This is a genomic window from Litorimonas taeanensis, assembly GCF_003634015.1.
Lineage (GTDB): Bacteria > Pseudomonadota > Alphaproteobacteria > Caulobacterales > Maricaulaceae > Litorimonas > Litorimonas taeanensis.
In genome coordinates this window covers 257,360-284,059 of the sequence record NZ_RBII01000002.1, presented here as the reverse complement: position 1 = coordinate 284,059, position 26,700 = coordinate 257,360, and the positions used below count along the sequence as shown (strand labels likewise).

At 46.2% G+C, this 26,700-nt stretch carries 22 protein-coding genes and 1 other RNA gene; 13 read left to right on the top strand and 10 right to left on the bottom strand.

Features of this window, described 5'->3' with window-relative positions; translation table 11 throughout:
- Positions 1 to 9: 9 nt before the first annotated feature.
- Complete coding sequence (locus DES40_RS09245) at positions 10 to 2,196, bottom strand: GumC family protein (protein WP_121101151.1); 2,187 nt, start codon at positions 2,194 to 2,196, stop codon at positions 10 to 12.
- A 482-nt stretch (positions 2,197 to 2,678) separates the two neighbouring features.
- Here DES40_RS09245 and DES40_RS09240 point away from each other — a divergent pair, with 482 nt between their 5' ends.
- On the top strand, positions 2,679 to 3,488 hold the full coding sequence (locus DES40_RS09240) for a metallophosphoesterase family protein (protein WP_121101148.1): 810 nt from the start codon (positions 2,679 to 2,681) through the stop codon (positions 3,486 to 3,488).
- A 56-nt stretch (positions 3,489 to 3,544) separates the two neighbouring features.
- The gene (locus DES40_RS09235) at positions 3,545 to 4,465 is read left to right on the top strand and encodes a sterol desaturase family protein (RefSeq protein WP_121101145.1); all 921 of its coding nucleotides are present in this window, start codon (positions 3,545 to 3,547) and stop codon (positions 4,463 to 4,465) included.
- Positions 4,466 to 4,489: 24 nt separating this feature from the next.
- Here DES40_RS09235 and DES40_RS09230 read toward each other — a convergent pair whose 3' ends face one another.
- Positions 4,490 to 6,223, bottom strand: a complete 1,734-nt coding sequence (locus tag DES40_RS09230) for an alkaline phosphatase D family protein (protein ID WP_121101142.1) — start codon at positions 6,221 to 6,223, stop codon at positions 4,490 to 4,492.
- Between the two features lie 131 nt (positions 6,224 to 6,354).
- Positions 6,355 to 7,875 carry a phosphomannomutase/phosphoglucomutase gene (locus DES40_RS09225; RefSeq protein WP_121101139.1) on the bottom strand — a complete coding sequence of 507 codons (1,521 nt, stop codon included), beginning with the start codon at positions 7,873 to 7,875 and terminating at the stop codon, positions 6,355 to 6,357.
- 238 nt (positions 7,876 to 8,113) lie between these two features.
- Here DES40_RS09225 and ahcY point away from each other — a divergent pair, with 238 nt between their 5' ends.
- The 5 genes from ahcY (at position 8,114) to DES40_RS09200 (ending at position 14,274) form a co-directional block, all read left to right on the top strand.
- A complete protein-coding gene (gene ahcY, locus DES40_RS09220) occupies positions 8,114 to 9,523 on the top strand; it encodes an adenosylhomocysteinase (RefSeq protein ID WP_121101136.1) in 1,410 nt (469 codons plus the stop codon).
- Between the two features lie 87 nt (positions 9,524 to 9,610).
- Positions 9,611 to 10,807: a methionine adenosyltransferase gene (gene metK / locus DES40_RS09215; protein ID WP_121101134.1), complete on the top strand. Its 1,197-nt coding sequence runs from the start codon at positions 9,611 to 9,613 to the stop codon at positions 10,805 to 10,807.
- Positions 10,808 to 10,870: 63 nt separating this feature from the next.
- Positions 10,871 to 11,410: a ribosome maturation factor RimM gene (gene rimM / locus DES40_RS09210; RefSeq protein ID WP_121101131.1), complete on the top strand. Its 540-nt coding sequence runs from the start codon at positions 10,871 to 10,873 to the stop codon at positions 11,408 to 11,410.
- 144 nt (positions 11,411 to 11,554) lie between these two features.
- Positions 11,555 to 13,777, top strand: a complete 2,223-nt coding sequence (gene ptsP / locus DES40_RS09205; RefSeq protein ID WP_233345550.1) for a phosphoenolpyruvate--protein phosphotransferase — start codon at positions 11,555 to 11,557, stop codon at positions 13,775 to 13,777.
- 35 nt (positions 13,778 to 13,812) lie between these two features.
- Positions 13,813 to 14,274: a hypothetical protein gene (locus DES40_RS09200; RefSeq protein ID WP_121101128.1), complete on the top strand. Its 462-nt coding sequence runs from the start codon at positions 13,813 to 13,815 to the stop codon at positions 14,272 to 14,274.
- A 41-nt stretch (positions 14,275 to 14,315) separates the two neighbouring features.
- Here DES40_RS09200 and nudC read toward each other — a convergent pair whose 3' ends face one another.
- Complete coding sequence (nudC, locus tag DES40_RS09195) at positions 14,316 to 15,218, bottom strand: NAD(+) diphosphatase (protein WP_121101125.1); 903 nt, start codon at positions 15,216 to 15,218, stop codon at positions 14,316 to 14,318.
- A gap of 261 nt (positions 15,219 to 15,479) precedes the next feature.
- Between nudC and DES40_RS09190 the strand changes: the two genes are divergently transcribed.
- From DES40_RS09190 to DES40_RS09165, 6 genes are all read left to right on the top strand, one after another.
- The gene (locus DES40_RS09190) at positions 15,480 to 15,989 is read left to right on the top strand and encodes a porin family protein (protein WP_121101122.1); all 510 of its coding nucleotides are present in this window, start codon (positions 15,480 to 15,482) and stop codon (positions 15,987 to 15,989) included.
- Between the two features lie 102 nt (positions 15,990 to 16,091).
- An RNA gene (ffs, locus tag DES40_RS09185) (signal recognition particle sRNA small type) lies at positions 16,092 to 16,190 on the top strand.
- Positions 16,191 to 16,277: 87 nt separating this feature from the next.
- A complete protein-coding gene (locus tag DES40_RS09180; RefSeq protein WP_121101119.1) occupies positions 16,278 to 18,134 on the top strand; it encodes a DNA polymerase III subunit gamma/tau in 1,857 nt (618 codons plus the stop codon).
- Positions 18,135 to 18,161: 27 nt separating this feature from the next.
- Positions 18,162 to 18,485, top strand: coding sequence for a YbaB/EbfC family nucleoid-associated protein (locus tag DES40_RS09175; protein ID WP_121101117.1), 324 nt, complete (start codon positions 18,162 to 18,164; stop codon positions 18,483 to 18,485).
- A 106-nt stretch (positions 18,486 to 18,591) separates the two neighbouring features.
- On the top strand, positions 18,592 to 19,197 hold the full coding sequence (gene recR / locus DES40_RS09170; RefSeq protein ID WP_121101114.1) for a recombination mediator RecR: 606 nt from the start codon (positions 18,592 to 18,594) through the stop codon (positions 19,195 to 19,197).
- Positions 19,198 to 19,223: 26 nt separating this feature from the next.
- A complete protein-coding gene (locus DES40_RS09165) occupies positions 19,224 to 19,865 on the top strand; it encodes a DUF6498-containing protein (protein WP_121101111.1) in 642 nt (213 codons plus the stop codon).
- 4 nt (positions 19,866 to 19,869) lie between these two features.
- Here the strand turns inward: DES40_RS09165 and DES40_RS09160 are convergent, their stop codons facing one another.
- The 6 genes from DES40_RS09160 to pheS all read right to left on the bottom strand — a co-directional run bounded on the left by DES40_RS09160 (position 19,870) and on the right by pheS (position 26,629).
- Entirely contained in the window at positions 19,870 to 20,229 is a 360-nt protein-coding gene (locus DES40_RS09160) for a hypothetical protein (protein WP_233345548.1), read from the bottom strand.
- A 6-nt stretch (positions 20,230 to 20,235) separates the two neighbouring features.
- On the bottom strand, positions 20,236 to 21,384 hold the full coding sequence (locus DES40_RS09155) for a DNA recombination protein RmuC (RefSeq protein WP_121101108.1): 1,149 nt from the start codon (positions 21,382 to 21,384) through the stop codon (positions 20,236 to 20,238).
- A 68-nt stretch (positions 21,385 to 21,452) separates the two neighbouring features.
- Complete coding sequence (locus DES40_RS09150; RefSeq protein ID WP_121101105.1) at positions 21,453 to 22,238, bottom strand: SDR family oxidoreductase; 786 nt, start codon at positions 22,236 to 22,238, stop codon at positions 21,453 to 21,455.
- Between the two features lie 176 nt (positions 22,239 to 22,414).
- The gene (locus DES40_RS09145; RefSeq protein ID WP_147405886.1) at positions 22,415 to 23,068 is read right to left on the bottom strand and encodes a 1-acyl-sn-glycerol-3-phosphate acyltransferase; all 654 of its coding nucleotides are present in this window, start codon (positions 23,066 to 23,068) and stop codon (positions 22,415 to 22,417) included.
- Positions 23,069 to 23,162: 94 nt separating this feature from the next.
- On the bottom strand, positions 23,163 to 25,559 hold the full coding sequence (gene pheT, locus DES40_RS09140; RefSeq protein ID WP_121101098.1) for a phenylalanine--tRNA ligase subunit beta: 2,397 nt from the start codon (positions 25,557 to 25,559) through the stop codon (positions 23,163 to 23,165).
- The gene (gene pheS / locus DES40_RS09135; protein ID WP_121101095.1) at positions 25,559 to 26,629 is read right to left on the bottom strand and encodes a phenylalanine--tRNA ligase subunit alpha; all 1,071 of its coding nucleotides are present in this window, start codon (positions 26,627 to 26,629) and stop codon (positions 25,559 to 25,561) included. The genes pheT and pheS overlap by 1 nt, the downstream gene beginning before the upstream one ends.
- Positions 26,630 to 26,700 lie beyond the last annotated feature (71 nt).

Genomic DNA, 26,700 nt, shown 5'->3' with positions numbered 1-26,700 from the left:
TAATGAACCTTAGGCAATTTTGAATTTACGTTTTGACTTACCTGGGGTCGCGTCTTTCTTGGAATTCTGGCCATACGTGCTCGCACTGGTTCCGTAACTGTATTTATAATAATCACCATATCCATTAGAACCTGTCTTGTACTTTGTTAAGACGACACCCAATAAACGGGTGCCACTCGCTTGCAATCGCTCAATAGAGGCTTTCACATTTGGTGTACGGATTTTTCTTGATTCAACGATCAAGAGTGTGGCGTCGACTTTTGCCCCAAGTGTTGGCGCATCCGCTAGGCCTAACACAGGCGGAGAGTCGACCAAAACATGTGTGTAGTTTTGGCGCGCATATTCGATAAGTTCATCTAAGCGTCCCGTCGATAAAATTTCAGACGGATTGGGCACACTATGGCCACTTGGTAGCAAATCTAAATTTTCAAAATTACTTTGCTGAATCTGGTCTGCAAAATTTACATCAGAGGTAAGAATACCAGATAAACCCACTGTTTGGCCTTTCCCTTTTAGGAAAGTGGGCAATCTCATATCAGCGTCAATCAGCAGGACCCGTTTACCAAGCCCCGCAAACTTCATGGCAAGGCTGAGAGAGGAAACGGATTTACCTTCACCACTTCGCGTACTGGTCATTTGAATAACCTTCGGGCCGCCATTCGGGCCAGAGAATTGTAGGTTCGTCCGCAATGAAGCATAGGCTTCTGAAATTGCAGATTGCGGATCCTGTAGGCTGTCAAAAATATCATCTTCGACTTCAACGGCTGGAATCACGCCCATGATAATCTGCTTCACCTTGTTTTTAACATCATCGGGGCCTTTGACCCGATCATCAATGATTTCAATTAAGTAAACGAGTCCGCCGCCTAAGAGGCTGCTCAATAGGAAAGCAAGAATAAGCGTACGGGCTTTTTGAGGTGAAAATGGGAGTTGAGGCGGCGTAGCTGCATCAACAATTTGAACCAAGTTTGAACCAATATTGTCTGATACGCTGACTTCTTTCAGTCGTTGCAATAATGCATCATATTGTGTTCGCTCTGTATCCACTTGCCGTTTCAGAATGGTGTAATTAATGCTCTTTTCACGGATGTCGATGACTGATGATTTAAGGTTAGCCACGCGTTGTGTTAGATCTCTTTCCTTCGCTAGCGCGAGGTCATAAGCGGCTTGTAACTCGTCTTTACGACCACCAACGATGGCTTGCGTTTCTTCCTCAATCGTTTTGTCAAAAAGATCTATCCGAGATTTAAGCTCTAGCATTTCAGGAAAGTCTGGTTTGTAGACAGCCAGTTTCTCAATGTACTCAGAATTAAGCTCAACACGGGCGGATTTAAGCTGCGAAATTGTCTGGTCTTTCATGATTTCCGTTAAGAAACGACCTTCCTCGACTTGTTTATAGGCGATTTCCGCTGCTACGCGTTCCGTAATAGCTGTTGTCAGTTCAGCATCGAGCTGAATAAGAGAGGACGCATCGAGTGAACTTGTGACTTCTCTGCCGTCCTCATTATTTAAAACTAAAAGATTGTTATCTGAAGCATATTGAACAAGTTCTTCTTCAGCTTCTTCAAGCGAGGCTTTCACCGTCTGGAGGCGGTTCTCCAGAAAGTCGCGGGCATAGGCTGTCGCATTGAATTTTCTGGCCAGTGTGTTGTTGATGAATGTCTCAGTTAGCGTATTCGCAATGAAGGCCGCTTGGCGCGGGCTTGAATGTTCAAAACTCACATTGATTAGGCGGCTCCGACCAATAGGTGTGACTGTGATTTTGTTTTTGACTTCAGCGATAACGCTGCGAATACGTTCTTCGCGCGGCAGGTTCAGCCAGTCTTCATCTGTGGGGTCGTAAAAGTTTGTGTCTGAAACCAAATTCAAGGCTTCGACAACATCTCTCACTAAGCTGTCACTTTTTAATAGCTCAACTTGTGTTGATAAAAACTCTTTATCCGCAATGATGTTTTCGACCTCAGAAACCTCGATAATATTTCGTTCTTCTTGTTTGACCTCTAATACAGCGGAAGCCCGATAAATCGGCGTTGTTCTGACGAGTTTTAGAACTGCCAGCGACATAACAATTGTTATGATGAGTAGGACAAGCCAAAACCATTTTTGTAAAATTCTAAATAAGGCCCAGAAATCAAACCCATTACTTTCGAGGGGGTTTTGATCTTGAAACTCAGAAAAATTGGACGTGTTTGTCATATGGAATTGTAGCGAAAAAAGACTCACCCTGTTAATGGTCGGATATGTCTAAATTTACTATCCCCAGTTCGAGAGGTTTATGGTTTATGAGGCGAATGCCTTAAGCTGTGACTTATACAATTTTAGCTGTCTTTCGTCTTTGTGGTGATATGGGCCTAAGGTTGTGAATTCAAGCAAAATTTAGGAGTTCGTACAGTCTTAAAACCAATATTGCGTGTCCTTATGTAACTTGCTCTAAAAATGCATTCCGAGCCTGATTGTGGATTACTGGCGATGTGATAGCTACGGGCCAAGGTTTTCGAAAAATGATAGTAAAAACACACACAATATGCATTCCTGCGTTGTAACATAGGCCCCTTATTATTAAGGCTCATTAAGGCTTTTTTGAGGCCTAATTATCTTTAGATAAGAGAGGGCATGTGGCCTAGAGCCTCATGGTCTGTGAAGAAATGACTTCGCATTAAGTGGTTACGAAAGTTTGCATGTTTAAAATTCCGAGTTTTAAATCAAAAAAGAAGCCAACTCCAAAGGCTGAGGCCACGCTGCCAAATGAAATGGACGCTATAGAAGGCGTCTCTGAGAGCGGGGAGCCTGAGATTGCTTACGCGATAGGGGATGTCCATGGATGCTATGATAAACTTATAGAACTATTGGGGCTTATCGAAGCAGATTGTACGAAATTTCCTGATATGAAGAAAAAGATTATTTTCTTAGGTGACTTGATTGATAGAGGGCCGAAATCGGCAGAGATTATTGAGTTTTTATCGACGTATAATCCAGAATTTGCCGACGTTGTCTTTTTGATGGGAAATCACGAAGAAGTCTTTTTGAAAGTTTTAGAAGGTAGTCAACGCTCTCTGGCCGCTTGGTTCGAATTTGGGGGAAGAGAGTGCGTTCGAAGTTATGGCATGATTAATTTAAGCCGTATTCACTCTGATCCTGAGAACCTTTTAGCCGAAATACAAATCCGCGTCCCCGAAGAACATCACAAATTTATTTCTCGTTTTGAGAATTATCATATCACAGGCAAATATCTTTGTGTGCATGCCGGCATACGGCCAAAAATTCCACTTAAAAAGCAAACATCAAAAGATATGCGATGGATAAGAGAAAAGTTTCTGTCTTATGAGAAGCCTCACCCCTATGTTGTGGTGCATGGTCACACGGTTTCAGCGGAACCTGAAATTTTATCAAACCGTATAGGCATTGATACTGGCGCTCATAAAAATGGTCCGTTAACTGCGGTAAGACTGAGCGGAGATTATATCAGCATTTTGCAAACGACATCATAGCGCAGTAAGGGCCTGTAAAGTCTTAAAAAACACAAAAATGAGGGGAGAGAGTTTATATGGATGGAGCCGCGCTAAACTTCCCCTTTGTTTTAGCCTGGGCGGCGCCATTTTTCGTATTATCTGTGGCAGCAGAATGGCTATTAGTGAGTCGCAAAAAAATCGCTGGGAAATATGAAAAGAAAGATGCGTTTGCTTCTATGGCGATGGGGCTAGGCAATCTCATTTCTGGTCTATTATTCGGCGCGATAGGCCTGAGCGCTTTGTTCTTTGTTTGGCAGTTTAGGGTATTTGACTTGGGATATAGCCTCCCCGTTATATTGCTGACGATAATTGTGCAGGATTTCTTATACTATTGGAAACATCGTATTTCGCATGAGGTACGTTGGTTCTGGAGTGCTCATATTGTGCATCACAGCTCCGAGCATTATAATTTGACAACAGCCTTGCGCCAACCTTGGCATAGTGAGTTTACCGGTTATGTGTTACTGACATCACCGCTTGTTCTTCTGGGGTTTCACCCTCTTTTGATCGTCTTTATAGCATCGATAAATTTGGTCTATCAATTTTGGATTCATACAGAGGCAATTGATAAAATGCCCTCATGGTTTGAATGCATCATGAATACGCCGAGTCATCATCGTGTTCATCATGGTACGCACCCCCTTTATCTTGATTCAAATTATGCGGGAATGTTTATTATTTGGGACAAAATGTTTGGTACATTTGTCGCTGAACAGTCTGATATTGAAAATACATATGGCGTCGTGAAGCCTATAGAGACATTTAATCCAATAAAGATCGCATTTTCAGAATGGGTGGCGATCTTTAGAGAGATATTTGCTCCGAAGTTAAGCTTCACCCAAAGGCTGGGGTATATGTTTGGGCGGCCTGGATATTCGCATGATGGTTCTCGGCAAACATCGGTGCAAATTAAGCAAAACTATTACGCACAACAAAAGAGTGGTGATGCGATTTAAAGCGCCTAAAGCGCGGCTTTACATTCATCCCAAGCCAGCGAATAATAACCTTTGTTTGAAATTCAGCCCTTTGGGAGCTGTAACCTTTATCGTGTCCTTACTTTTTCTAAGGGTAAAACGTGCGGCATCAAAAGCTTCGTAATCACGGCTCAACACGGTGCTTATTCCGACCATTTTTACTTTGGCTTTTTTCTGAGTAAGGCTCAGGTCTATATAACCATTGACGAGGGCATTATAATATCGTGCGTCTTGATTAGATTGCGTTAGCAATAAATTATGGTCGGCAGTAGCTTCACCTAAATAGGCGGTCAAAGTTTGAGACGACACAGAAGATGTCACAAGCTCTACACCCATTTTTTCATGGTTTTCTGTGGTTAATTCATTGACCCAAAATTCATGTGCATCCCCTGTAAGCACAAGCATGTCATGGATATCAGCATCTGATAATGCGTTGTAAAAAGCATTTCTTGCAACAGGGTAACCATCCCAACTGTCGGGGTAAACAGGCACATTATATTTTGATAAAGTCAAAAAGTCACGAACCCCGGCCCAGTCTTGTTCAATAGTCTCTAAAGCGGATTCGTCAATGTAAGGCGTGAAATCAGGCGTGAGCAAACGCCCCATAATAACTTGATTAGCTAATAGCCGCCAAGACGTGCCCTTTGCTTTTGAGGCTTTGAATGTATCAACAATAAACTCTTGTTGTTCTTTCCCAAGCATATCACGATTAGGGGCATTAAGTATGTCTTTTTTAAACTTTTCCGCGCCGCCGGGTGTATCAATTTGGTCGATATAATCTTCAACAATAATCTGTTCTGCTCGAGCTGTTAGGCGTGTTTCCACGCAAACTATAGAGGCCAGGTCTCCCCATTCAAAAGCGCGGTAAATTTCATTGCGAGAGCGTCCAAACTTGGGTTCACGCAAGGGCATCCATTCATAATAAGCGCGAAGGGCGGCTTCTCTTCTTATGTCCCAGTCACCTTCATCAGAATTATGATTCTCCGCACCGCCTTTCCAGCTATCATTCGTGGTTTCATGGTCGTCCCATACAGCAATAAGCGGCATTTTTGCGGTGACATCTTGTAAGGTTGAGTCGGACCGATATTGGGCGTGCCGTGTTCTGTAATCCTTGAGCGTTATGATTTCATGAGGGGGCAAGTGGGCGCGGTCAGGAAGTTTTGGTGCATCTTCAATGCCATATTCATAATAATAATCGCCTAAATGAATAAGGGCGTCGAAAGCATCTCCTTCGGCTTGTCGTGCTATGTGGTCATAGGCATTAAAATATCCATGCTGCCAATTTGAACAGGAAACAACGGCGAATCGGGCGGCTTGTAAACTTCCATTCGGTAAGGTGCGTGTCCGTCCAATTTGGGACACTGTTTCCCCAATGCGGAAGCGATAAAAATACCATGTGCCTGCCTGCAGACCCGTAGCTTCTACTTTGACTGTGTAATCTTTAGACGCATTCGTTGTGACATTACCCGATGCTGAAAGTGATTTGAAATTCGCATCTTGATCAATCTCCCAGACAAGTTCGACGGGGCCTTCAGTGTCAGGAGTTACGCGTGTCCACAAAATGACAGAATCAGAGAAGGGGTCTCCAGATGAGACGCCATGTGCAAATTGACCACTGCGGCTTTCATTCTTAGCCGAAAAGGAGAGGCTTGCCGTATCTGCGCAAGCCGCAACAGACCCAACACCCAAAGCCCCTAGAAAACCACGGCGTGTTGGAAGCTTTTGCAAAGGGTTTTTCATTTCAGGCCGTGTTATAAAGAGGGTTCTAAGAAAGCCTGAGATTAGCCTTCTTATTTAACTCAAACTAGAACAAGATAGCCTTGACCGTCCAATGAAAACTTTCCAATGAAAACTGTAACGGTCAGAACCGATTAAATTTTCTGATCAAAAGCGCCGATTTCTGAATAACCAGAAAGTCGCCGCTCGATTTCCCTGAACATGCCAATCATGTTCTCTTCCGAGGCAGGGCTTTCAACCACAACAACAAGATTGGGCGTGTTAGAACTCGCCCGCATAAGGCCCCAAGTCCCGTCTTCAAGCGTCATGCGCACGCCGTTCACCGTGTTAACGTCCACAATCTCTTGTCCTAGAATTTTCATACCGGCATCGGCATCGGCTTGAACTTCGGCAATGATACGGTCAACGACGTCATATTTTTCTTCGTCAGCGCAATAGGGCGACATTGTCGGGCTCCCCCAAGTTTTGGGTAAGGCACGGCGCAAATCTGCCATAGATTTATCTGGATTACGGTCCAGCATTTGCAAAATGGCAATGGCGGACGTCAGGCCGCAATCATAGCCGCGTCCAATCGGGGCATTGAAAAAATAATGCCCCGATTTTTCGAATCCGACCAGAGCGTTTAGTTCTTTGGAGCGGCGTTTAATATAGCTGTGCCCTGTTTTATAATAATCAGTTTTTGCACCATTTTCGAGTAAGACCGGGTCAGTATTGAAAAGTCCTGTCGACTTAACATCTGCAACAAATTGGGCATTCGGATATAGTGCGGAAAGGTCACGCGCGAGCATAACACCAACTTTATCGGCAAATATTTCCTCTCCTTCATTGTCGACAACGCCGCATCGATCTCCATCTCCGTCAAAACCCAGCGCAACGTCAGCGCCGTTCGCTTTGCAGGCATCGGCCATGGCGTGAAGCATTTTCATGTCTTCGGGGTTAGGGTTGTAATTAGGAAAGTTGTAATCAAGGTCGCATTCGACCGCGACGACATCTGCGCCTATTTTGCTTAATACTTCTTCGGCAAAGGCACCAGCCGTGCCATTACCACAGGCGGCAACGACTTTGATTTTGTTCTTTAGTTTCACGTCCTTTACGAGGTCATCAATATAAGCCTCTCTGACGCCGTCTACATATCGATAAGAGCCTCCAGCTCGGGGAACAGACTGTCCCTCTAACACGATTTCTTTTAAACGTGCCATTTCATCGGGCCCAAAGGTCAGTGGCGGTTCAATGCCCATTTTAACGCCTGTCCAGCCGTTAGAGTTATGAGAGGCTGTAACCATAGCTACACCAGGACAATCAAGGTGGAATTGCGCAAAATAGGCCATAGGCGATAAGGCCAAACCGATATCAAGTACTTCAATACCTGCATTCACGAGTCCGAGCATTAAGGCTTGTTTGATGCCGAGGGAATAGTGCCTGAAATCATGACCTACGGCGATTTTGGGCGGGACGCCGCGTTCATGCATTAATGTGCCTAGCCCCTCACCCAGGGCTTGGACCCCATATAGATTTAGCTCAGAAGGCTTTTCTTCGCTTGGAAGCCCGAACCACCAACGCGCATCATATTCTCGGAAACCCGTTGGTTTTACGAGAGCTTGTGTTTCAAACTCAATTGTATTGGTCGCAATTGAGGGCTGAGGTTTACGCGTCATTGAAAATTCCGTTTCTGTTTTGAGGACATTACGGAGAAATTGTTAAACTTTTATGGTGTCTTGTGAGTTTTCGGAGTGTGTAGGCAAAACAGTACAGGTTGAATTTGCAATTTGAGATTTTGAGGGCGTATTTTTCATATAAAGAAAATGTTATATCGTGTTGACGCTTTGATGGATTAAGCCTATTGAGCGCGAAAATTTTAAACCTTGATTGTGGCGTCCGAAGGGCGATTTTAATATGAGCAAGACTGACTACATCGTAAAAGATATCGCTTTGGCAGATTATGGCCGCAAAGAGTTAGATATCGCTGAGACGGAAATGCCGGGCCTAATGGCTCTTCGCGAAGAGTTTGGCGAAAGCAAGCCTTTAAAAGGTGCGCGTATTGTTGGGTCACTGCACATGACAATTCAAACAGCGGTCTTGATTGAAACGCTTACCGCGCTTGGGGCTGATGTGCGTTGGGCATCATGCAACATTTTTTCAACGCAAGACCATGCAGCGGCGGCCATTGCAGCCTCAGGCGTCCCTGTTTTTGCGATTAAAGGGCAATCTCTAGAAGAACATTGGGACTATCTTGATAAATCTTTTTTATTCGACGATGGCCCGAATATTATTTTGGATGATGGCGGAGATGCGACCCTATATATCTTGCTTGGTGCGCGTGTTGAAAATGGTGAGCCAGAGCTTATCCAAGGGGAGCCAAGTTCTGAAGAAGAAGAGGCTGTTTTTGGTCAGGTTAAAAAACGCCTAGAGGCTAGCCCCGGCTGGTTTACGAAAATGCGGGATCAAATCGTTGGGGTTTCTGAAGAAACAACAACAGGGGTTCATCGTCTTTATGAACTTGTTGAAAAAGGCCAGCTGCCATTCCCTGCGATTAACGTAAATGATTCTGTTACGAAGTCGAAGTTCGATAATAAATATGGCTGTAAAGAATCTCTCGTGGATGGTATTCGCCGCGCAACAGATACAATGATGGCTGGTAAAACGGCGGTTGTTCTTGGTTATGGCGATGTAGGTAAGGGGTCTGCGGCTTCGCTTCGCGGCGCAGGTGCACGCGTAAAAGTTACAGAAGTAGACCCTATTTGTGCCCTTCAAGCCGCGATGGATGGTTTTGAAGTTACGACCTTAGAAGACACAGTAAAAGACGCTGATATATTCGTGACAACGACAGGCAATAAAGACGTTATCCGTCTCGAACATATGCGCGAAATGAAGGATATGGCCATCGTTGGTAATATCGGTCACTTTGATAATGAAATTCAGGTGGCAGCATTACGTAACTTGAAGTGGACAAATATCAAGGATCAGGTGGACATGATTACTTTCCCGAAGGGGAACCGTATGATTTTGTTGTCCCAAGGACGTTTGTTGAACCTCGGAAATGCAACAGGGCATCCGTCGTTTGTTATGTCTGCTTCCTTCACTAACCAAGTTCTGGCGCAAATAGAGCTTTGGGAAGATTCTCAATCTTCGTCGCCGCGTTATGAAAACAAAGTCTATATGTTGCCTAAACATTTAGACGAAAAAGTAGCGCGTCTACACCTTGAGAAAATCGGTGCGAAGCTTACTGAAATGAGCCAAGAGCAAGCCGATTATATCGGAGTGTCAAAAGAAGGGCCATTTAAGCCTGAGCATTATCGATATTAAAAATCTTTCAGGCGTTATATACAGCGCCCGAAACCCCTCAGATAAAAACAAAAAGCGAAGAGCCTTAAAATTTAAGAGGAGTTCATTATGAGCCGCAAGCATTACGACTTTACCTCAGAATCAGTTTCTGAAGGTCACCCTGATAAAGTCGCTGACCGTATTAGCGACGAAATTGTCGATCTATATTTTCGTGAGTCTGTTAAGGACGGTATGTCGCCTTGGGATATTCGCGTTGCGGCGGAAACTTTAACAACGACGAATAAAGTTATCATTGCGGGTGAAACGCGAGGATCAGACCGTATTACGCCAGAAATGATAATTGAAACCGCGCGCGCCGCCATAAAAGATATTGGCTATGAGCAAGAGGGTTTTCATTGGAAACATGCTGATATTGATGTGCTACTTCATGCGCAATCGGCCGATATAGCCCAAGGCGTTGATCAAGGTGACGGCCCGACGAAAGAGGAGGGCGCTGGCGACCAAGGCATTATGTTTGGTTATGCGTGTTCCGATACTGAAGATTTTATGCCTGCACCAGTTTATTACAGCCATAAAATTTTAGAACGCTTGGCAAAAGCCCGTAAGGAAGAAGGTGTTACTCAACTGGGCCCAGACAGCAAGGCGCAAGTCACTGTGGCGTATAGGGACAGAAAACCTGTACACGCTAAGTCAATTGTTCTTTCAACTCAGCACCTTGATGCAAGCTTGAATTCTGCGGATATTGCGAAGCTGGTAAAGCCTTATGTTTATGAAGTCTTGCCTGATGGCTGGATTACAGAAGACACAATCTGGCACATTAACCCCACTGGAAAATTTGTAATTGGCGGCCCAGACGGCGATACGGGCCTTACAGGGCGCAAAATCATTGTCGACACTTATGGCGGCATGGCTCCACATGGCGGCGGGGCTTTTTCAGGAAAGGATTCAACTAAAGTTGACCGATCTGCCGCTTATGCGACGCGATATCTCGCCAAGAATATTGTTGCGGCAGGGTTAGCCCCTTGGGTGGATATTCAGCTTTCTTACGCCATTGGTGTGGCTACGCCGACGTCAATTTATGTCAATGTCGATGATGCCAATGATGTATCAGGAGATGTAATCGAACGTATTTGCCGCGAAGTCATGGATTTGACACCGCGCGGCATTCGAAAGCATTTAAATCTGAACCAGCCTATATTTGCGCGAACAGCGGCTTATGGTCACTTTGGCCGTAAACCAGATGCTGATGGTGGATTTTCTTGGGAAAAGACTGATTTGGTTGAGGCGATTAGAGCGGCGCTCTAATCGTCACCACAGATTGCATTTCGCTATTCCTATTAAGGCGCTGTTTGCGTAGTATTTTCGTCGATGACTAAAATTCAAGACAATGAACTTATCTGTGTCGCCGCCATTGCTGGGGCTTTTGGCGTAAAAGGTGAGGTAAAGCTGAAACCCTTCACGGAATTTCCAGAAGGCTGTGTCTCTTATGGTCCGTTACTCAGCGATAAGGGAAGTGTTGTAATAACGCCGATCTCTTATCGCGTGATGAAGGACTTTGTGGCCGTCACAGCAGAAGAGGTCTCGTCTCGTGAGCAAGCCGAATCTTTAAAGTCAACCAAGCTCTATATATCCAGAGATGTGTTGCCAGAACCAGATGAGGATGACTTTTACTATTCCGACCTGATAGGTTTAGAAGTGAAATCCACGGATGGAAAACGAATTGGTGAAGTCATTGCAATTCATGAGTTTGGCGCGGGGGATATGATAGAAATTGCACCTTTCCCGGATAAAAAAAACAAGAAAAGCGCGGCGAGCTTTTTTCACCCCTTCACAAAATTGGCCACGCCTAAAGTGGATTTGGAGCGCGGACGCTTAATAATCGTCCCGCAATTGGCGGATGAGGGGTGAAAATTTACCTTTTTTCGTGAATTACGCGAATTTCATAATTTGAATACGAGCAATTTTTGATATCTTTGCTATATAGTCTTTGTGAGTCATGACCCGAATATAAAAACGACGCCGCCAAAGCTCATGCGCGCTATAAGAGCGTCTATGGCTGGTACGGTTTCCGTTCAGGGCCGTCTAGACGGATTTGTTTCTGCTATCTCAAAAGCGATGAAGGTCAGCGTAGCGTCGATTTACCTTGTACGGCAGGGGGATGACCTCGAATTATCAGCCACAGAAGGTCTGAAAAAATCAGCCGTTCATAAAACAAGACTAAAACCCGGAGAGGGTTTGGTGGGGCATGTGGCCTTGACAGCGAGGCCCCTAAACCTAGCCGATGCACCGCGGCACCCCCTCTTTTCATATCGGCCAGAAACAGGGGAAGACCCTTATCGCTCATTTCTTGCGGTGCCAATTTTACGGGGTGGCCGCGGATTGGGGGTATTAGTTGTTCAGTCCGAAAACGCGCGCAGCTTTAACGAAGAAGAAGTTGAAGATTTATTGACCGTCGCCATGGTCATAGGTGAAATAATTGTTGGCGATGAAAGACTGGGCGGTAAGGGGTCTGCCTTAAAAGGTATTTCTCTTGTCTCTGTTAAACCCGAAACGATTAAAGGTAAGGCCTTCGCAGATGGTTTAGCGCGTGGCCAAGCCTATTTGCATTTACCACCTGTTACACCCGCGAACCTACTTGCCGACAATATTGCAGCAGAAGAAGCTCGCCTCGAAGAAGGTATTAAGAAGCTCCGTGCCAGTGTCGATGCCATGGTGTCAGGTGAAGCCGCGGGCATTTCCCGCGCGTCAAAAGAAATTTATGAAACCTATAGAATGTTCGCTTATGACCGAAAATGGGTCGGGCGGTTACGTGAAGCCGTACATTCTGGCCTAACGGCCGAGGCGGCTGTGGAGCGGGTCCGTAATGAACACCGGGCCCGATTAATGAAGTCCCGCGACGCCTATTTGCGTGCTCGGCTGCATGACTTAGAGGATTTAGCAAACCGTCTATTAAGGGCGTTATCTGGTGAAGCCCTTATGCCAGGGAATAAAGATATTTCAGATAAAGCTGTGATTTTTGCACGTGAAATTGGCCCTGCTGAGTTATTAGATTATGACCGAGACAAGCTTAAAGCGATAGTCTTGGAGGAAGGCGCGGCTAGCTCTCACACGGCTATTATATGTCGTGCATTGGGGATTCCGCTGGTCGGGCGGGCTGAAGGCGTTCTTGACCTTATTGAAACGGGGGATGAGGTTCTTGTCGATGGCGAAAGTGGCACAGTACACATTCGGCCTGTAGATACTCAAATTTCTGGTTTTACATTACGCGAAAACATACGCGGCGAAATGACTAAGGCCTATGACGCGCTTAGGCTGAAGCCTGCAATTACGAAAGATAAGCGGCATGTTTCGTTGCAATTAAACGCTGGCCTGTTGGTGGATTTACCACAAATGGATTTGTCTGGCGCTGATGGGATAGGTCTCTTTCGTACGGAATTTCAGTTTATGGTGAGTGATTTCATGCCAAAACTGAAGGAACAAACAGCGCTTTATCGCCAAGCCATTGAAACCGCAGGGCATCGCCCCGTTACGTTCAGGACATTGGATTTGGGCTCTGATAAAATCCTGCCTTATATGGACCCTGTTCCAGAAGAGAACCCAGCTATGGGTTGGCGCTCAATCCGCATCGCTTTGGATAGGCCGGGTTTGATGCGTTACCAGTTGCGAGCATTGGTAACGGCAGGGGCCGGAAAACACTTGCGGGTTATGTTCCCGATGGTGACGACTGTTGCTGAAATGATTGCCGCCAAAGAACTGTTTAACCGTGAGGTTACACGGGCGCGAAATTTAGGGCTGGAATTACCCGAGAAAATTGAAATCGGCGTTATGCTCGAGACACCATCCCTTGCATGGCAAGTTTTATCTGTGTGTGACCATGTAGATTTTGTCAGTGTAGGCGCGAATGATCTGATGCAGTTCTTCTTCGCGGCTGACCGTGATAATCCGAGAGTCGCGGATCGCTATGATCCACTTCACCCTGCCGCACTTTCCATTCTTAAATTCATCGCGCAAGGGTGTAAGTCTAGCGGAACACCGGTGAGCGTTTGTGGAGAAATTGCGGGTAGACCCCTAGAGGCTTGCTGTCTTGTTGCGCTGGGTTTTGATACATTGTCTATGCCCGTTACAGGAATTGGCCCTGTGAAATCAGCCCTCCTTGCTCTGGATGTTGAAAAGTTGAGAGCGGCAATAGAGCCCCATATAAACATACATTCACGCATGACATCTTTGCGTGATATAGTGCGGAACTTCTGTGAGGCTGAAGGCGTTCCTATTTAAATGATATGCCACTCATTAATTGAAATGGATTGACTATGAACCGCTTAATCATGCTTTGCTGTGCTACTTTTCTTGGTTTATCGGCTTGTGGTGACCCCTCTCGTGACGTGCAAAATGACGAGTCGCTTCAGAGTGACATTGAAGAAACAGTATTAAGCACTGACGGCCGTATTGTTATTTCTTCGCTCCCGAAAGTATTTGAACCCAATGCGTGCATACTTCCGATTACCGTTCAAAACGGTACAGAGACTGAGGTTTCAGTGTCGATGATGGAATTTAGCGTTACAGGCACTGGAGACGATGATAGCGGAAATATGTTCGCACAAAGTGTTGAGGCTGGTGAAACAAACACGGCCTATATTTTATTCCCCACGCGTCAATGCGATGAATTATTAGAAATTACGGCTAATAATCTAACCTGTAAAACAATGGGCGAAGACTGCTCGGAGAGTGTAGAGTTTGAATCTATCGAAGACCTTACTATTCGACGCAAATAGTTGCGTCTCATCCATAGCGATGGCGACGCGTTAGGCGCCGTTTATAAGCCTTCTTGTAACCAGTGCTTTAATAATTGATGCGCGATTGCAATGCGGGGTGGTCGCCGAAAGGCATTGCCCGTTTTAGCAAATACAGCGGCGACCTCATCGCGGCTAAACCATTGAGCGTCTTCTAGTTCATCAGGATTCACCTGAATGTCTGTGTTCTCTGCTTCACAAATAACGCCTATCATTAACTGACTGGGAAAAGGCCAAGGCTGGCTTGCAATATAGCGGTGATTTTTAGTTCGAATACCCGCTTCTTCCAATACTTCGCGGGCGGTAGCCTCTTCAATTGTTTCTCCTGGGGAAACGAATCCAGCGAGCGTTGACATGAATCCTTCTGGCCATCCTGGTCCGCGGCCCAAAAGAACTTTATCGTCTTTTACTACCAACATAATAACAACAGGGTTTACGCGGGGAAAATGTTCTGCTTGGCATTCGGGCCGAGGACAAACGCGTTTATGTCCCCCATCAGCGGGACTGCATTGCGCGCCGCATTTGGCGCAGCACATATGGTCTTTATGCCAATCGAAAATCGATTTAGCACGGCCAAATAAAGCCAGAGTTTCAGAATCGAGCCTTCCTCCGATTTCCCGTATGCTTTGGAAGTCGCTCTCCAAAGTTATGGCATCATCTTTCGCGAGGTTAGCTGCAAATATAGGGCGATTTCCATCCAGTCCCATAAAAATGATATGCGGGTCTAAAAGGTTTTGACCAATCAATTCGGATGGATGAACGCGTATAGCTTTTCCATCCTGCCCGACGGCGGGTTTGCCTTTATGAAATAGAATTGCACGGGCCGCGGGTAGGGCCATATAGTGTTGCAATTCCTCAGGGGAACGCTTGGTTTCACAAAAATCTAAAGGGCTGCCTGCGAAGGGCATAATATCAGTAAAGGTCATGTCACCCTATAACCTTGTCTGTCTGAAAATACGACCATCTATTTTCCTAAGTTTGTTACGCAGTGAAATAAAATATGATCAAAAATTGCCCGGTTCTAACCACCATTTAATTTACGGTAACTGCTATCTGAACACAGTTTAATTATCTGTTGCATTTTTGTGACAACACGTTTCTGTGAGCGTTAAGTTACTGTTTTGTAGGTTGTTTTCTTAGCCTGTCCCTACCATTTGCGGGTGACTTTATTTGGAAAGGATAAAACAATGAAGTTTTTGAAAACAACAATTGCCACGCTCGCTCTGACTGGATTTGCTGGTCAAGCGATGGCGCAAGACACAGGTGCATATGGTACATTGGGTGTTAGCACTTATGAGTTTGATACTTATAATATAACGGGCCGTTTAGGATATAATCTGAACGAGTATTTCGGGATTGAGGGCGAAGGTTCTATCGGTGTTATCGGTGAAGATGACAATGGTGTAGAGGTTGATACCGAGTGGGACTTGGGCGCTTACGCCGTGGCTCGTCTGCCCCTTAGCAATCAATTTGAAGCTTTTGTACGCGGCGGTTACACTGTCGTGAGCGTAGAAGCCACAGTTGCGGGCGTCACTGATAGCGATGAAGTTGACGGTTATGCTGTGGGTGGCGGGGTTCAGTACAACCTCAATGACCGCAGCGGCCTTCGTTTAGGCTATACCTATAAAGATGGCGATCTGAACGGCGTTGATCTTGATGCCGATGTTTGGGACGTCTCCTATGTACGTAAATTCTAGCGTTTAGAGTCATTTTTAATATTAGCCCCGTTCCTTTGGTGCGTGGCTTTTTTATGGCCTAAGGACTTGCGCCATTGATCTGAATTCCCCATATAACCGCTCGGAAGGTTGGCTTTGGACGGGAATCCGCGCCAACCCGGTCAGGTCGGGAACGAAGCAGCCGTAACGAGGTTTTTTCGGGTCAGGGTTCAGCCTTCCACTTTTCATTTTACATTAACCATCAAATAGCTGTGGACGTGAAGCTCTAGTCCCTTCCCACAGGTCTTAATCCTCTCTATATCTATTTTGATGACCACGAACTCTCAACAATCTTATCAGGTTTTGGCGCGAAAGTATCGTCCTGCCACCTTTGAGGATATGATTGGTCAAGATGCGATGGTAACCACTTTGACGAATGCGTTTGAGGCGGGGCGCGTCGCTCATGCCTTTATGATGACAGGCGTCAGAGGGATTGGGAAGACGACGACGGCGCGGCTGTTGGCGCGGGCCCTAAATTATGAAACGGACGAGATAAACGGCCCTTCGACGGATTTATCTGTGCCTGGCAAACATTGTGAAGCCATCATGGCTAGCTCTCATATGGACGTGCTCGAAATGGACGCTGCGTCTCGCACAGGTGTAGAGAACATGCGAGAGATGCTGGACGGTGTACGTTATGCGCCGGCTACAGCACGGTATAAAGTGTATATTATCGATGAGGTGCATATGCTCTCAGCCGGGGCTTTTAATGCACTTTTGAAGACGCTTGAAGAACCTCCGGATCATGCAAAATTCATATTTGCAACAACTGAAATACGCAAAGTTCCAATTACTGTGCTCTCGCGATGCCAAAGGTTTGACCTTAGGCGCGTAGAGGCTGGATTATTGGCGGCGCATCTAAAAGGTATTTGCGCCAAAGAAAATGTAAAAGTCTCGGATGAGGGTTTAGCTTTAATTGCGCGGGCCGCTGAAGGCTCTGTGCGAGACAGTCTTTCTTTGTTGGATCAAGCTATTGTTCAAGCGGGGCTTGATGGGAATGAAGTTACCTTTGAGCAAGTGCGGGCTATGCTGGGTCTGGCCGATCGCGTGCGCGTTTTAGATTTATTCGGTATGGCGGCTTTGGGCGATGGCAAGGGCGCAATTACGGAGATGCGGGCGCAATATGATGACGGCGCCGATCCGGCCGTGATCATGCGCGATTTGATGGATATTTGCCACGAAGTCAGCCGCGCTAAGACATTAGGCGAAGGCGCGGACTTTGATGCTGCGCCAGACCAAATCGAACGACTTACGTCTTTGGCTGAGCGATTATCTATGGGGCAGTTGACTCGTCTTTGGCAGATTTTGACTCAATCCCATACAGAAGTGCGGCAAGCCCCTGCGCCTTTGGCGGCCGCTGAAATGGCGATGCTAAAACTCGCCGTTGCGGGACAAATGCCGCCGCCTGAACTCGCGGCTCAGATTATTGAGCAAGCCCAACACGCGGCAAAAGAGGGCGGGGCGGGGCTGCCTGTGTTAAATGCTCCAACCACTTCGGCCTCTCCCTCCGCAGCCCAAACGCGGGTCACGTCAGGACAGACCTTGCTAGGTAATTCTCCAAACGGTCAAGTAAGTCATAACGCGCCTAGTACAGGTGCTACCGCGCAGCTTAGCGCACCGAAATCAGTATCTGTAACGCCTCCATCAGTAGAGATTGACACATTAGAACAATTTGTTGATTTGCTACCAAAAGCGAAAGTTAAATTAAAATCTGACATTGCGCGTTATGTTCGGCCCATTCAATTTAAGCGCCAAAATGTTCGCGTTGAAATTTTGGATGGAGCGCCAAATGATTTAATTGGCAAAATGGTTGGCGCTCTTCAAGATTTGACGGGTTCACCTTGGTTGATTAGTCCTGAAAAATCTGGCGGTGCGCCAACTTTGGCAGAGGCACGGCGAAAGAAGAAGTCTGACCAAAAAGCCAAAGACCGCGCTCATCCCGCTTTTAATCATCCACTACTGAAAGGTGCAGAATTGCTGGGTATTAAAAACCGAGAATCTTCAAATGTCATTCAAGGTGATTTTCGAAGATCAGAGGCATTAAGCGCGGATGATGCCAGAAATGATATCGATGAGTATAGCATAGATGAAGGGGTGCCTTCAGATTACACACCTCCTGAGTATTAGCCAGATGACAAGAATAAGGACATAGTCATGAAAGATATTATGGGCTTGATGAAACAAGCCAAGGATATGCAAAAGAAAATGGAAGCTGCTCAGGCACAAGTCGCTGACTTGGTCGTCGAAGGACGTTCCGGAGGGGGTCTTGTGACTGTTAGCCTTGCTGGTGGAGGCAATATGAAAGGGCTGAAAATTGATCCCAGTCTCTTATCTAGCGAAGAGGCGGAGATCGTTGAAGACTTAATTGTTGCGGCCTATCAAGATGCCAAAGCCAAGCTTGATGAGGCCCAAGGCGAAACAATGAAATCAGCTATGGGCGATATACAATTACCGCCGGGTATGAAGATGCCATTTTAAGGCACATAATTATTGCTGCATCCATAAAGTCGGCCCCCATAGAACATAAAGGAGAGACGCATTATTCTCTGCTAGAGAATCAATTTTACGTCTTTCAAGGAATCGTATGTCAGGCTTAAATGTCAGCCCAGAAATTGAACGCCTGATAGCGCTACTGGCCAAGCTGCCTGGCTTGGGACCGCGTTCGGCTCGTAGAGCGGCTCTTGATTTATTGAAAAAACCTAATGCCTTAATGCGGCCGTTGGCGTTGGCTCTGGGCGAAGCCGCCGACAGGATTTCGACATGCCAAATATGCGGTAATGTAGATGCGCAAAACCCCTGCCATATATGTACGGCGCCCGGGAGAGACATAACGACATTATGCGTCGTGCAAGATGTGGCTGATTTATGGGCGATGGAAAGAGCCGGCGCCTTTCGGGGGCGTTATCATATTTTGGGGGGTACGTTATCTGCGCTTGATGGTATCCGGCCAGAAGATTTAAATATTGCCTCTTTGATTGATCGTGCTTCGCATGAGGATGTGAAAGAAGTTATTTTGGCTATGAATGCCACTGTGGATGGGCAAACTACGGCGCATTATATAACGGATCATTTAGCGAAAGCGAATGTCCAAGTTTCACGCCTTGCGCATGGCGTCCCTGTGGGAGGGGAACTAGATTATCTAGATGATGGAACGATTTCTGCTGCGATGAAGAGCCGTCGGCCTTTTTAAGGCAAATTATCGAATAGGGGGACAACATGTCAGTTGTAGGGCGTCAGATAAATTTCACTCCCGCTATATTCTTCCTTGTTGTGATGAATCTTTTGCCTGTTTTAGGCGTTTTTCTTTTTGGCTGGGATACGGGAACGCTATTATTACTCTATTGGTTAGAGAGCATCGTTATTGGCATATTAAATATTCCTAAAATCTTGTCCTGCCAAGGCGATGATGAAAACGCTGCGAAGCAACCGCCAAGCTTAGGTGGAAAATTGTTTCTCTGTGTTTTCTTTTCTGTTCATTACGGTGTGTTTTCATTTGGACATTACACATTTTTGGATGCGTTTTTTAATTCGATTCCCCCTCTTTCTGATTTAATTGCGGAGATTATTTCCGCTCAAGGCCTAGCGGTTTCAGTCATCGGATTAATGGTAAGTCATCTCTTTTCCATGTTTCGCAATTTTTATGGGAAAGCGGAGTATAAAATGCGGTCGGCCAATACACAGATGTTTATCCCTTATGGACGCGTCTTTATTATGCATATTGTTATCATGTTCGGTGGTGCCTTGGTGCAAGCTTTCGGAGCGCCAATATTGGCGCTCGTTTTACTTGTTTTGCTGAAGACTTTAATCGACATTGTGAGCCATAGCGCAGAGCATAACGAATTTAAGTTGCCGAGTTGATACCCTAAATTTCTTCTAAAATGGATGTTCCATGACTGTTATCTTGGCAGGTCCATTGCCAAGTTTCATGTAAGCGCATTTTTCCATCAGGCATAATTTCTGGAACGGAATGACAATGTCCGGTCATTAACTCTCCACTTTTATTGCGGTGTTGATAACGCATGTCGAGATTTCCATTAGGCTGTATAGTCGCAATTAACTGTCCGAATTCTATTTCTCCGCCTGAGTAGGTTCCGGTTACAAGATCGAATTTCTGTTCATATTTGAAAATAGTCTCTGATGTTGTTTCAGAAGCTCCATTTGTTGTGACAGGGCGAAATAACCTTCCACCATACCAGATGGGATTCTTAGGTTTTTTTATCATGTGATTTTATCCCGTTGGCTTGCGGAACTCAGCGATATTGTTGGCCGCGCTTTCGCGTTCTTCAACATCTAGGCTTTCTATTTTGTCAGCACGTTTTGTAATTTTTTCAGTGGAAATCCGTATCTTACGAAGGTCTTCTGTGCTTTGATTAAAATGACTTTGCAACTTGGCGACGCGGTCATCGAGCAAGGTGACATCTTTGGCCATCAAGCCGACTTCACGCTGTAAGATATGGGCTTGCTCGCGCATAGCGGCGTCGCGCATAACGGCCCGCATAGTATGAAGTGTTGCCATAAAAGTCGTGGGCGACACAATCATCACTTTTTCTTTGAACCCGAATTCGACGACTTGCGGGAAATGGGTGTGTAACTCTGCGTAAACAGCCTCACTGGGCAAGAATAACATGGCGATATCATGTGTTTCCCCAAAAATGAGGTATTTACTGGCAATGTCTTTAATATGCCGGGTCACATCAGCGGCAAAGGCACGTTTGGCTGTCGTCTCTTGATCGGTATTCTCTGCCGTTGTTAGGCGCCGCCAGGCTTCCATAGGGAATTTGGAATCAATAGCCACATCGCCCTGTTCGCCAGGTAAATGAATAAGAGCATCCACCCGTTTCCCGTTTGATAGTGTGTGCTGAAAGGAAAAAGCGTTAGGCGGTAAATAGCTTTCTATCAAATCCTGCATTTGTTTTTCGCCAAACGCGCCGCGTGCTTGCTTGTTTGAGAGAAGTGATTGCAAGCCTGAAACTTCGCCAGAAAGGGTTTCTATGTTTTTCTGGGCGCGATCGATGAGTGCGAGCCGTTCGTGTAATTGTTTTAAATTAGCGGAATTACGCTCTTGGGTTTGAACGATAGATTGACCGACGCGTTCAGAAACTTTGGATAAACGTTCGTCCAGACTTTGCCGAAACAAATCATCACGCTGTGCGCTATCTTCTGCAAATTGAGCGATACGTCCCTGTAACTCGCCTTGTTGGGATTGCATCTCGCTGAGTTTTTCACGCATTTGGGCTGCTAATGCAGCAGCTTCTGGGTCTTTACGTCGCCCACCGAAAAGAAGGGCGAAAAAAGCACCGAGTAAGAGCAAAGCTACACCCAGAATGATTTCCACAAATGTAAGTTCTAAACCAGAGTAGCGAATGATAGGTTCCATATTTGTTCTTTTGTCACAGAACAGCAAAAGAGGGAAGGGAGGAGTTTCACTCCTGTGTCTTTTCCTCTTTAATCCCGCGCTGGGCTGGCGATTGAACCCGCGAGCAAACCCCCATCAATTGTCATTTCGGTGCCTGTGATATAGGCGGCTTCGTCGGAGGCGAGAAGCACGGCTAAAGCGGCAACTTCTTTAGGTTGACCAAACCGACGCGCCGGCGTGTCTGCAACAATAGTTTCCATTCGTGTTTCTCTGTCAGGGCCATCACCTAACATTGGTTCCCACATGGGCGTTAAAATGGCGGCAGGGTGGATGGAGTTGCATCGGATATTAAGGCCCTGTTCTGCGCAATAGAGGGCCACCGTTTTCGTGTGGTTGCGTATGGCCGCTTTCGAAGAAGCATAAGCCGCGGCTTGCGGAATACCAACAAGTCCAGAACGTGAAGAAATATTGATGATAGACCCTTGGCCCTTTTTACGCATCGCTCGAATAGCATATCGACACCCTAAGAATGTTCCGTCTAAATTCACCCGGTGAACGCGTTTCCAATCCTCAAGGGTTGAATTTTCGGGGTCCTGAGAGGCGTGACTATCTTCGAACCCTGTAATACCAGCATTGTTAACGAGTACGTCAATTTGGGGGTATAGCTGTGATAGCCTTTCCCAATGTTCTTCATTTTCGACGTCGAGCTCGTGAAATTCCATGCTGAGATCTGATGCGGTAGCGTGTAAAGTCCTCAGATTTTTATCCGTTAATATAACTTTTGCGCCTTCGTCTTTAAAGGCGGCTGCGATGGCCGCGCCAATACCGCGGGCTGCACCTGTTACGAGACAGATTTTGTTGTTTAAGCGTTTCATGAAGAATCCAAAATGTAAGAAAGAAACCACCTCAGGAAGATGGGAGAAATAATCGAAAAATAGTTCGATTTACTTATTCATGTCTCTCACTCTGAATTAAGTGTTGGCCTTAAATTTCAATAGCCTAATTTTACGAGACCTCAAGTCATTTTCTGAGGGCTAGAGCGAGAGCTTCTTTAACTTGGTATACGCTGACCAATGACTGTATTTGTTTTTTTCTTGGGTAAAGGATTAGGGCTTTGATTATGGGGTTTTATCCCGCGATAATTGGCATCGATATAATGTTTAATCGACTTGTTCTGCGTCTTTAGAGGCCCAGTTGCATCAATTAATTGATCAAGAATGATTGACTTTGTTGGCGCATGCAGCCCGATGATAAATAAGGGGGTATCCGTTGCATGAGCCAAGCGAAGATATCCCGTTTTAAAGCTCTCTTTAGGACTGCGGCTCCCACTGGGGGTTATAGCCAGAAAAATATTATCTGATTTTTGTAAAATATTTTCGATAGCGGCAATGGCGTCTTTGCCTTTCTGTCGCTCAATAGGGATACCACCCATCCAACGAAAGAAACCGCCGAGTGGCCAAGAGAAGGCTTCTTTCTTCATTAAATAAGACATTCGAAATCCGACAGATTGCGCCGCCATCATAATTAAAATGAAATCCCAATTTGATGTATGAGGCTCTCCTAACAATATGACCTTAGGTACATTGGGTAGGGCGCCTTCGACTTTCCAGCCTAATAGATTTAAGAGGCCGCTGCCGATAGCACGCGTTACGGCATTACCCATACGAGGGACATTATCGTTCACAATTGAGTTGTTATACTTCACGCGGGGAAACCCTCCTATGCTCCAAATAGGAGGTGATTTACGGTCATTTTATAAGTATCTATTGGCCGCGCCAGTCACAGTTATGTGACGAGGCTTAGCTACGTAAGCGCGCGCCAACTTTCATTGCATTCGAAATGACTTTGTCACTGATGGCTTCAATTTCTTTATCCGTAAGGGTCGCGTCTTTAGGGGAAAGGGTCACTTCAATCGCGAGTGACTTATGACCATCCTCGACGCCTTTACCTTGGTAGACATCAAATAAAGTAACATCAGAAATCAGCGCTTTGTCCGCACTTTTGGCCGCGCGTAATACGTCATTGGCCGCTATTGCTTCTGGCACAATAAAAGCAAAATCGCGTGTGACAGGCATGAGGTCAGAAAGCGAGAGAGCCGTTTTAGCTTTGGACACGCTTTTTCCTTTTTTGGCACGTGGTGCGGGTATGGCTTCAGGCCAAATTTCAAAAGCCACTATGCGGCTCTCAATACCCATGGCTTTCAAAACACGAGGGTGGAGTTCACCAAAACTTGCCAAGACATTCTTTGGCCCCATACGGAGCGATGCAGAGCGTCCAGGGTGCCAATAATCCCCTACGGCGTCAAAGAGCTGAAGGTTGCCCGTTGCAGCGCCCATAGACTCCAGAGCGTCTAATACATCAGCCTTAGCCGTTAGGGCTGTTATTTCTTCTACGCCTGACCAGTCTCTCTTGGCTTCCACGCGCCGCACTCCTGCTAAGGATAAGCGTTGGTCATCAGGGTTTTGTCCTGAAAAGACAGGGCCCAGTTCAAATAGAGCTGCTGAAGGATAGCCTTTATCAGCATTGCGTTGTCCTGCGAGTAAAAGGTGGATTAATGCGCTTGGACGCATCGTGTTCAAATCACTAGAAATAGGATTGTCAACGCGTAGGCTTTCATCGTCTCCGCCGAATAATGCCGCATGATCGTCAAGGGCAAAAGACCATGTCACGGCTTCTGATAAACCACGTAAAGCTAGAGCCCGCCTTGCAAGGCGTGTACGGTTCTGGGTAAGAGTCGCTGTGGGTTCACGTCGACCGGGTAAGGGCGGTAGACTGACGGCCTCCAGATTATGAAAGCCGTGAATACGAGCAATTTCTTCGACTAAATCGGCACCTTCAGATGCATCCCGGCGAAAGCTCGGGACGGTTACCGTCCATAGAGGTTCACGTTTTACAGAAAACCCAAGATCTGTCAGAATTTTTTCCATTGTGTCGTCAGAGAGTTTCAAGCTCGTCAAACGCGTCACTTGCATGGGGTCAAATTCAATAGGCTCTGGTAGCGCAGGTGTTTCACCTGCCACTGTAATATCACTGGCTTCGCCGCCACAAATATCGATGACCATTTGCGTGGCAAGTTCGACGCCATCTATAAGGCCACCAGTGTCGACACCGCGTTCAAAACGATATTTAGCATCAGAATTCACGCCAAGACGTTTAGCCGAACGGCGAATGGTCAGCGGGTCAAAATAGGCGCTTTCAATCAAAATTTCTGTTGTCGTTTCATCACAGCCCGTTGTGGTGCCCCCAACAATTCCGCCAAGACCTAAAACGCCATTATCATCCGTGATAACAATATCATCTTCTGTGGCTGTATAGGATTTATCGTCTAAAGCGTCGAAGCTCTCGTCGGCGCCGCGGCGAACATTTATTGCGCCTTTTAATTTGGCCATATCATAAAAATGAAGCGGGCGCGCGCGGTCATAAGTGATATAATTCGTAATATCGACCAAGGCTGAAATGGGCCGTAATCCAATAGCTTTTAATTGGTCTTGTAACCATTTTGGTGAGGGGCCATTTTTCACCCCGCGAATAACGCGGCCTGCAAAGGCAGGGCATCCGTCTGTGTCTTCGATGCGTATCGTTTGCGGATTTTTAAACTTAATATCTGAAGCGTTAATATTAGGGCTTATCAATTTGCCAAGGCCAACTGCTGCAAGGTCGCGTGCAATTGAATTCACACCAAGCCAGTCAGGGCGGTTAGGGGTAACCTCGAAATCAATTACGGGATCATCTAGGTTCAAAGCTTCGGCGAGGGGCGTACCCATAGCCAAATCTTGCGGTAAATCCATGATGCCATCATCTTCACCATCAATTTCAAGCTCTTTGCCAGAACACATCATGCCCGAGCTTTCAATGCCGCGAATTTTGCGTGGCTTTTTATCAAGACTAAAATCTAGACCTGGAATATAAGCGCCAAGCGGAGCATAAGCCACTGTCATATCAGCCCGAGCATTTGGTGCGCCGCAGACAATTTGTTTAACGCCGTCGCGGGTTTCAACAGTGCAAACTTTTAATTTATCAGCATCCGGGTGCTTCTCGGCCGTAAGGACTTTGGCTATCGAAAACTCAGAGAGCTTCTCGGCAGGGTTTTCAACGTCTTCGACTTCGAGACCGGCAAGGGTCATCGCCTCGACAACTTCGTCAATTGTCGCATCCGTTTCGAGGTGCTTTTTAAGCCAGCTTAATGTGAATTTCATTATGAAAGCCCCGTCGCGAGGTTAGCTTGAAGAAGTGGGTCAAAGCCGTAATGGCCAAGCCAACGTGTGTCGGCGGCGAACATGTCGCGCAGGTCAGGCATGCCGTATTTTAACATGGCAAGGCGGTCGACGCCCATACCGAAAGCGAAGCCCTGATATTCATCAGGGTCCAGACCGCAAGCGCGTAGAACATTCGGGTGGACCATGCCACATCCCAAAATTTCCATCCATTTGTCACCTTGTCCGATTTTAATAGCGGCGCCGTCGCGTTCATACCGAACATCCATTTCCGCAGAGGGTTCCGTGAATGGGAAATGGTGTGGGCGAAATTGTACATCAACATCAGTTTCAAAAAACGCGCTAATGAAATCCATAAGCACACCTTTTAAGTGCCCCATATGAATATCTTTATCGATGACAAGGCCTTCAACCTGATGGAACATGGGCGTATGGGTTTGGTCGCTATCGCAACGATATGTTCGTCCCGGAGCGATGATACGGATAGGCGGCTTTTGATTTATCATCGTACGAATTTGTACAGGCGATGTGTGAGTGCGGAGCACTTTTTTCTCTTCTTCACCCTCTATTGCCGACATAAAAAAGGTATCGTGCATATCACGAGCCGGATGCCCAGGAGGGAAATTTAAAGCCGTGAAGTTGTGGAAATCATCTTCAATGTCTGGACCTTCGGCAACAGAGAAACCCATATCAGAAAAAATAACGGCCATTTCCTCCATAACCTGCGGCACAGGATGAAGTGTACCTTGGTGCCGAAGAACCGGAAGTGACATGTCCATCGTTTCTGAAGAGAGAGCCGCTTCTAGGGCCGCATTTTCTAGATCGGATTTTTTAGCGTCTACCAAGGCATTTAGATCATTCTTAAGTCCGTTAAGCGCCGGGCCCATAACTTTCTTTTCTTCGACACTCATCTTGCCAAGCTCTCGCATCATCAGAGAGACTTCGCCCTTTTTACCTAGGGCAGAGACGCGAATGTCATCTAAGGTTTGAAGGTCAGTCGCGGCTTCAATCTGAGCGGCTATTTTGGTTTTTACGGACTTAATATCAGCCATAGTGGCGGGTCTTTCGGCATTTTGGGCGCGGCGAAAAGGCCGCTCTATTTGCCGCGCGTTTTGGCGTTTTC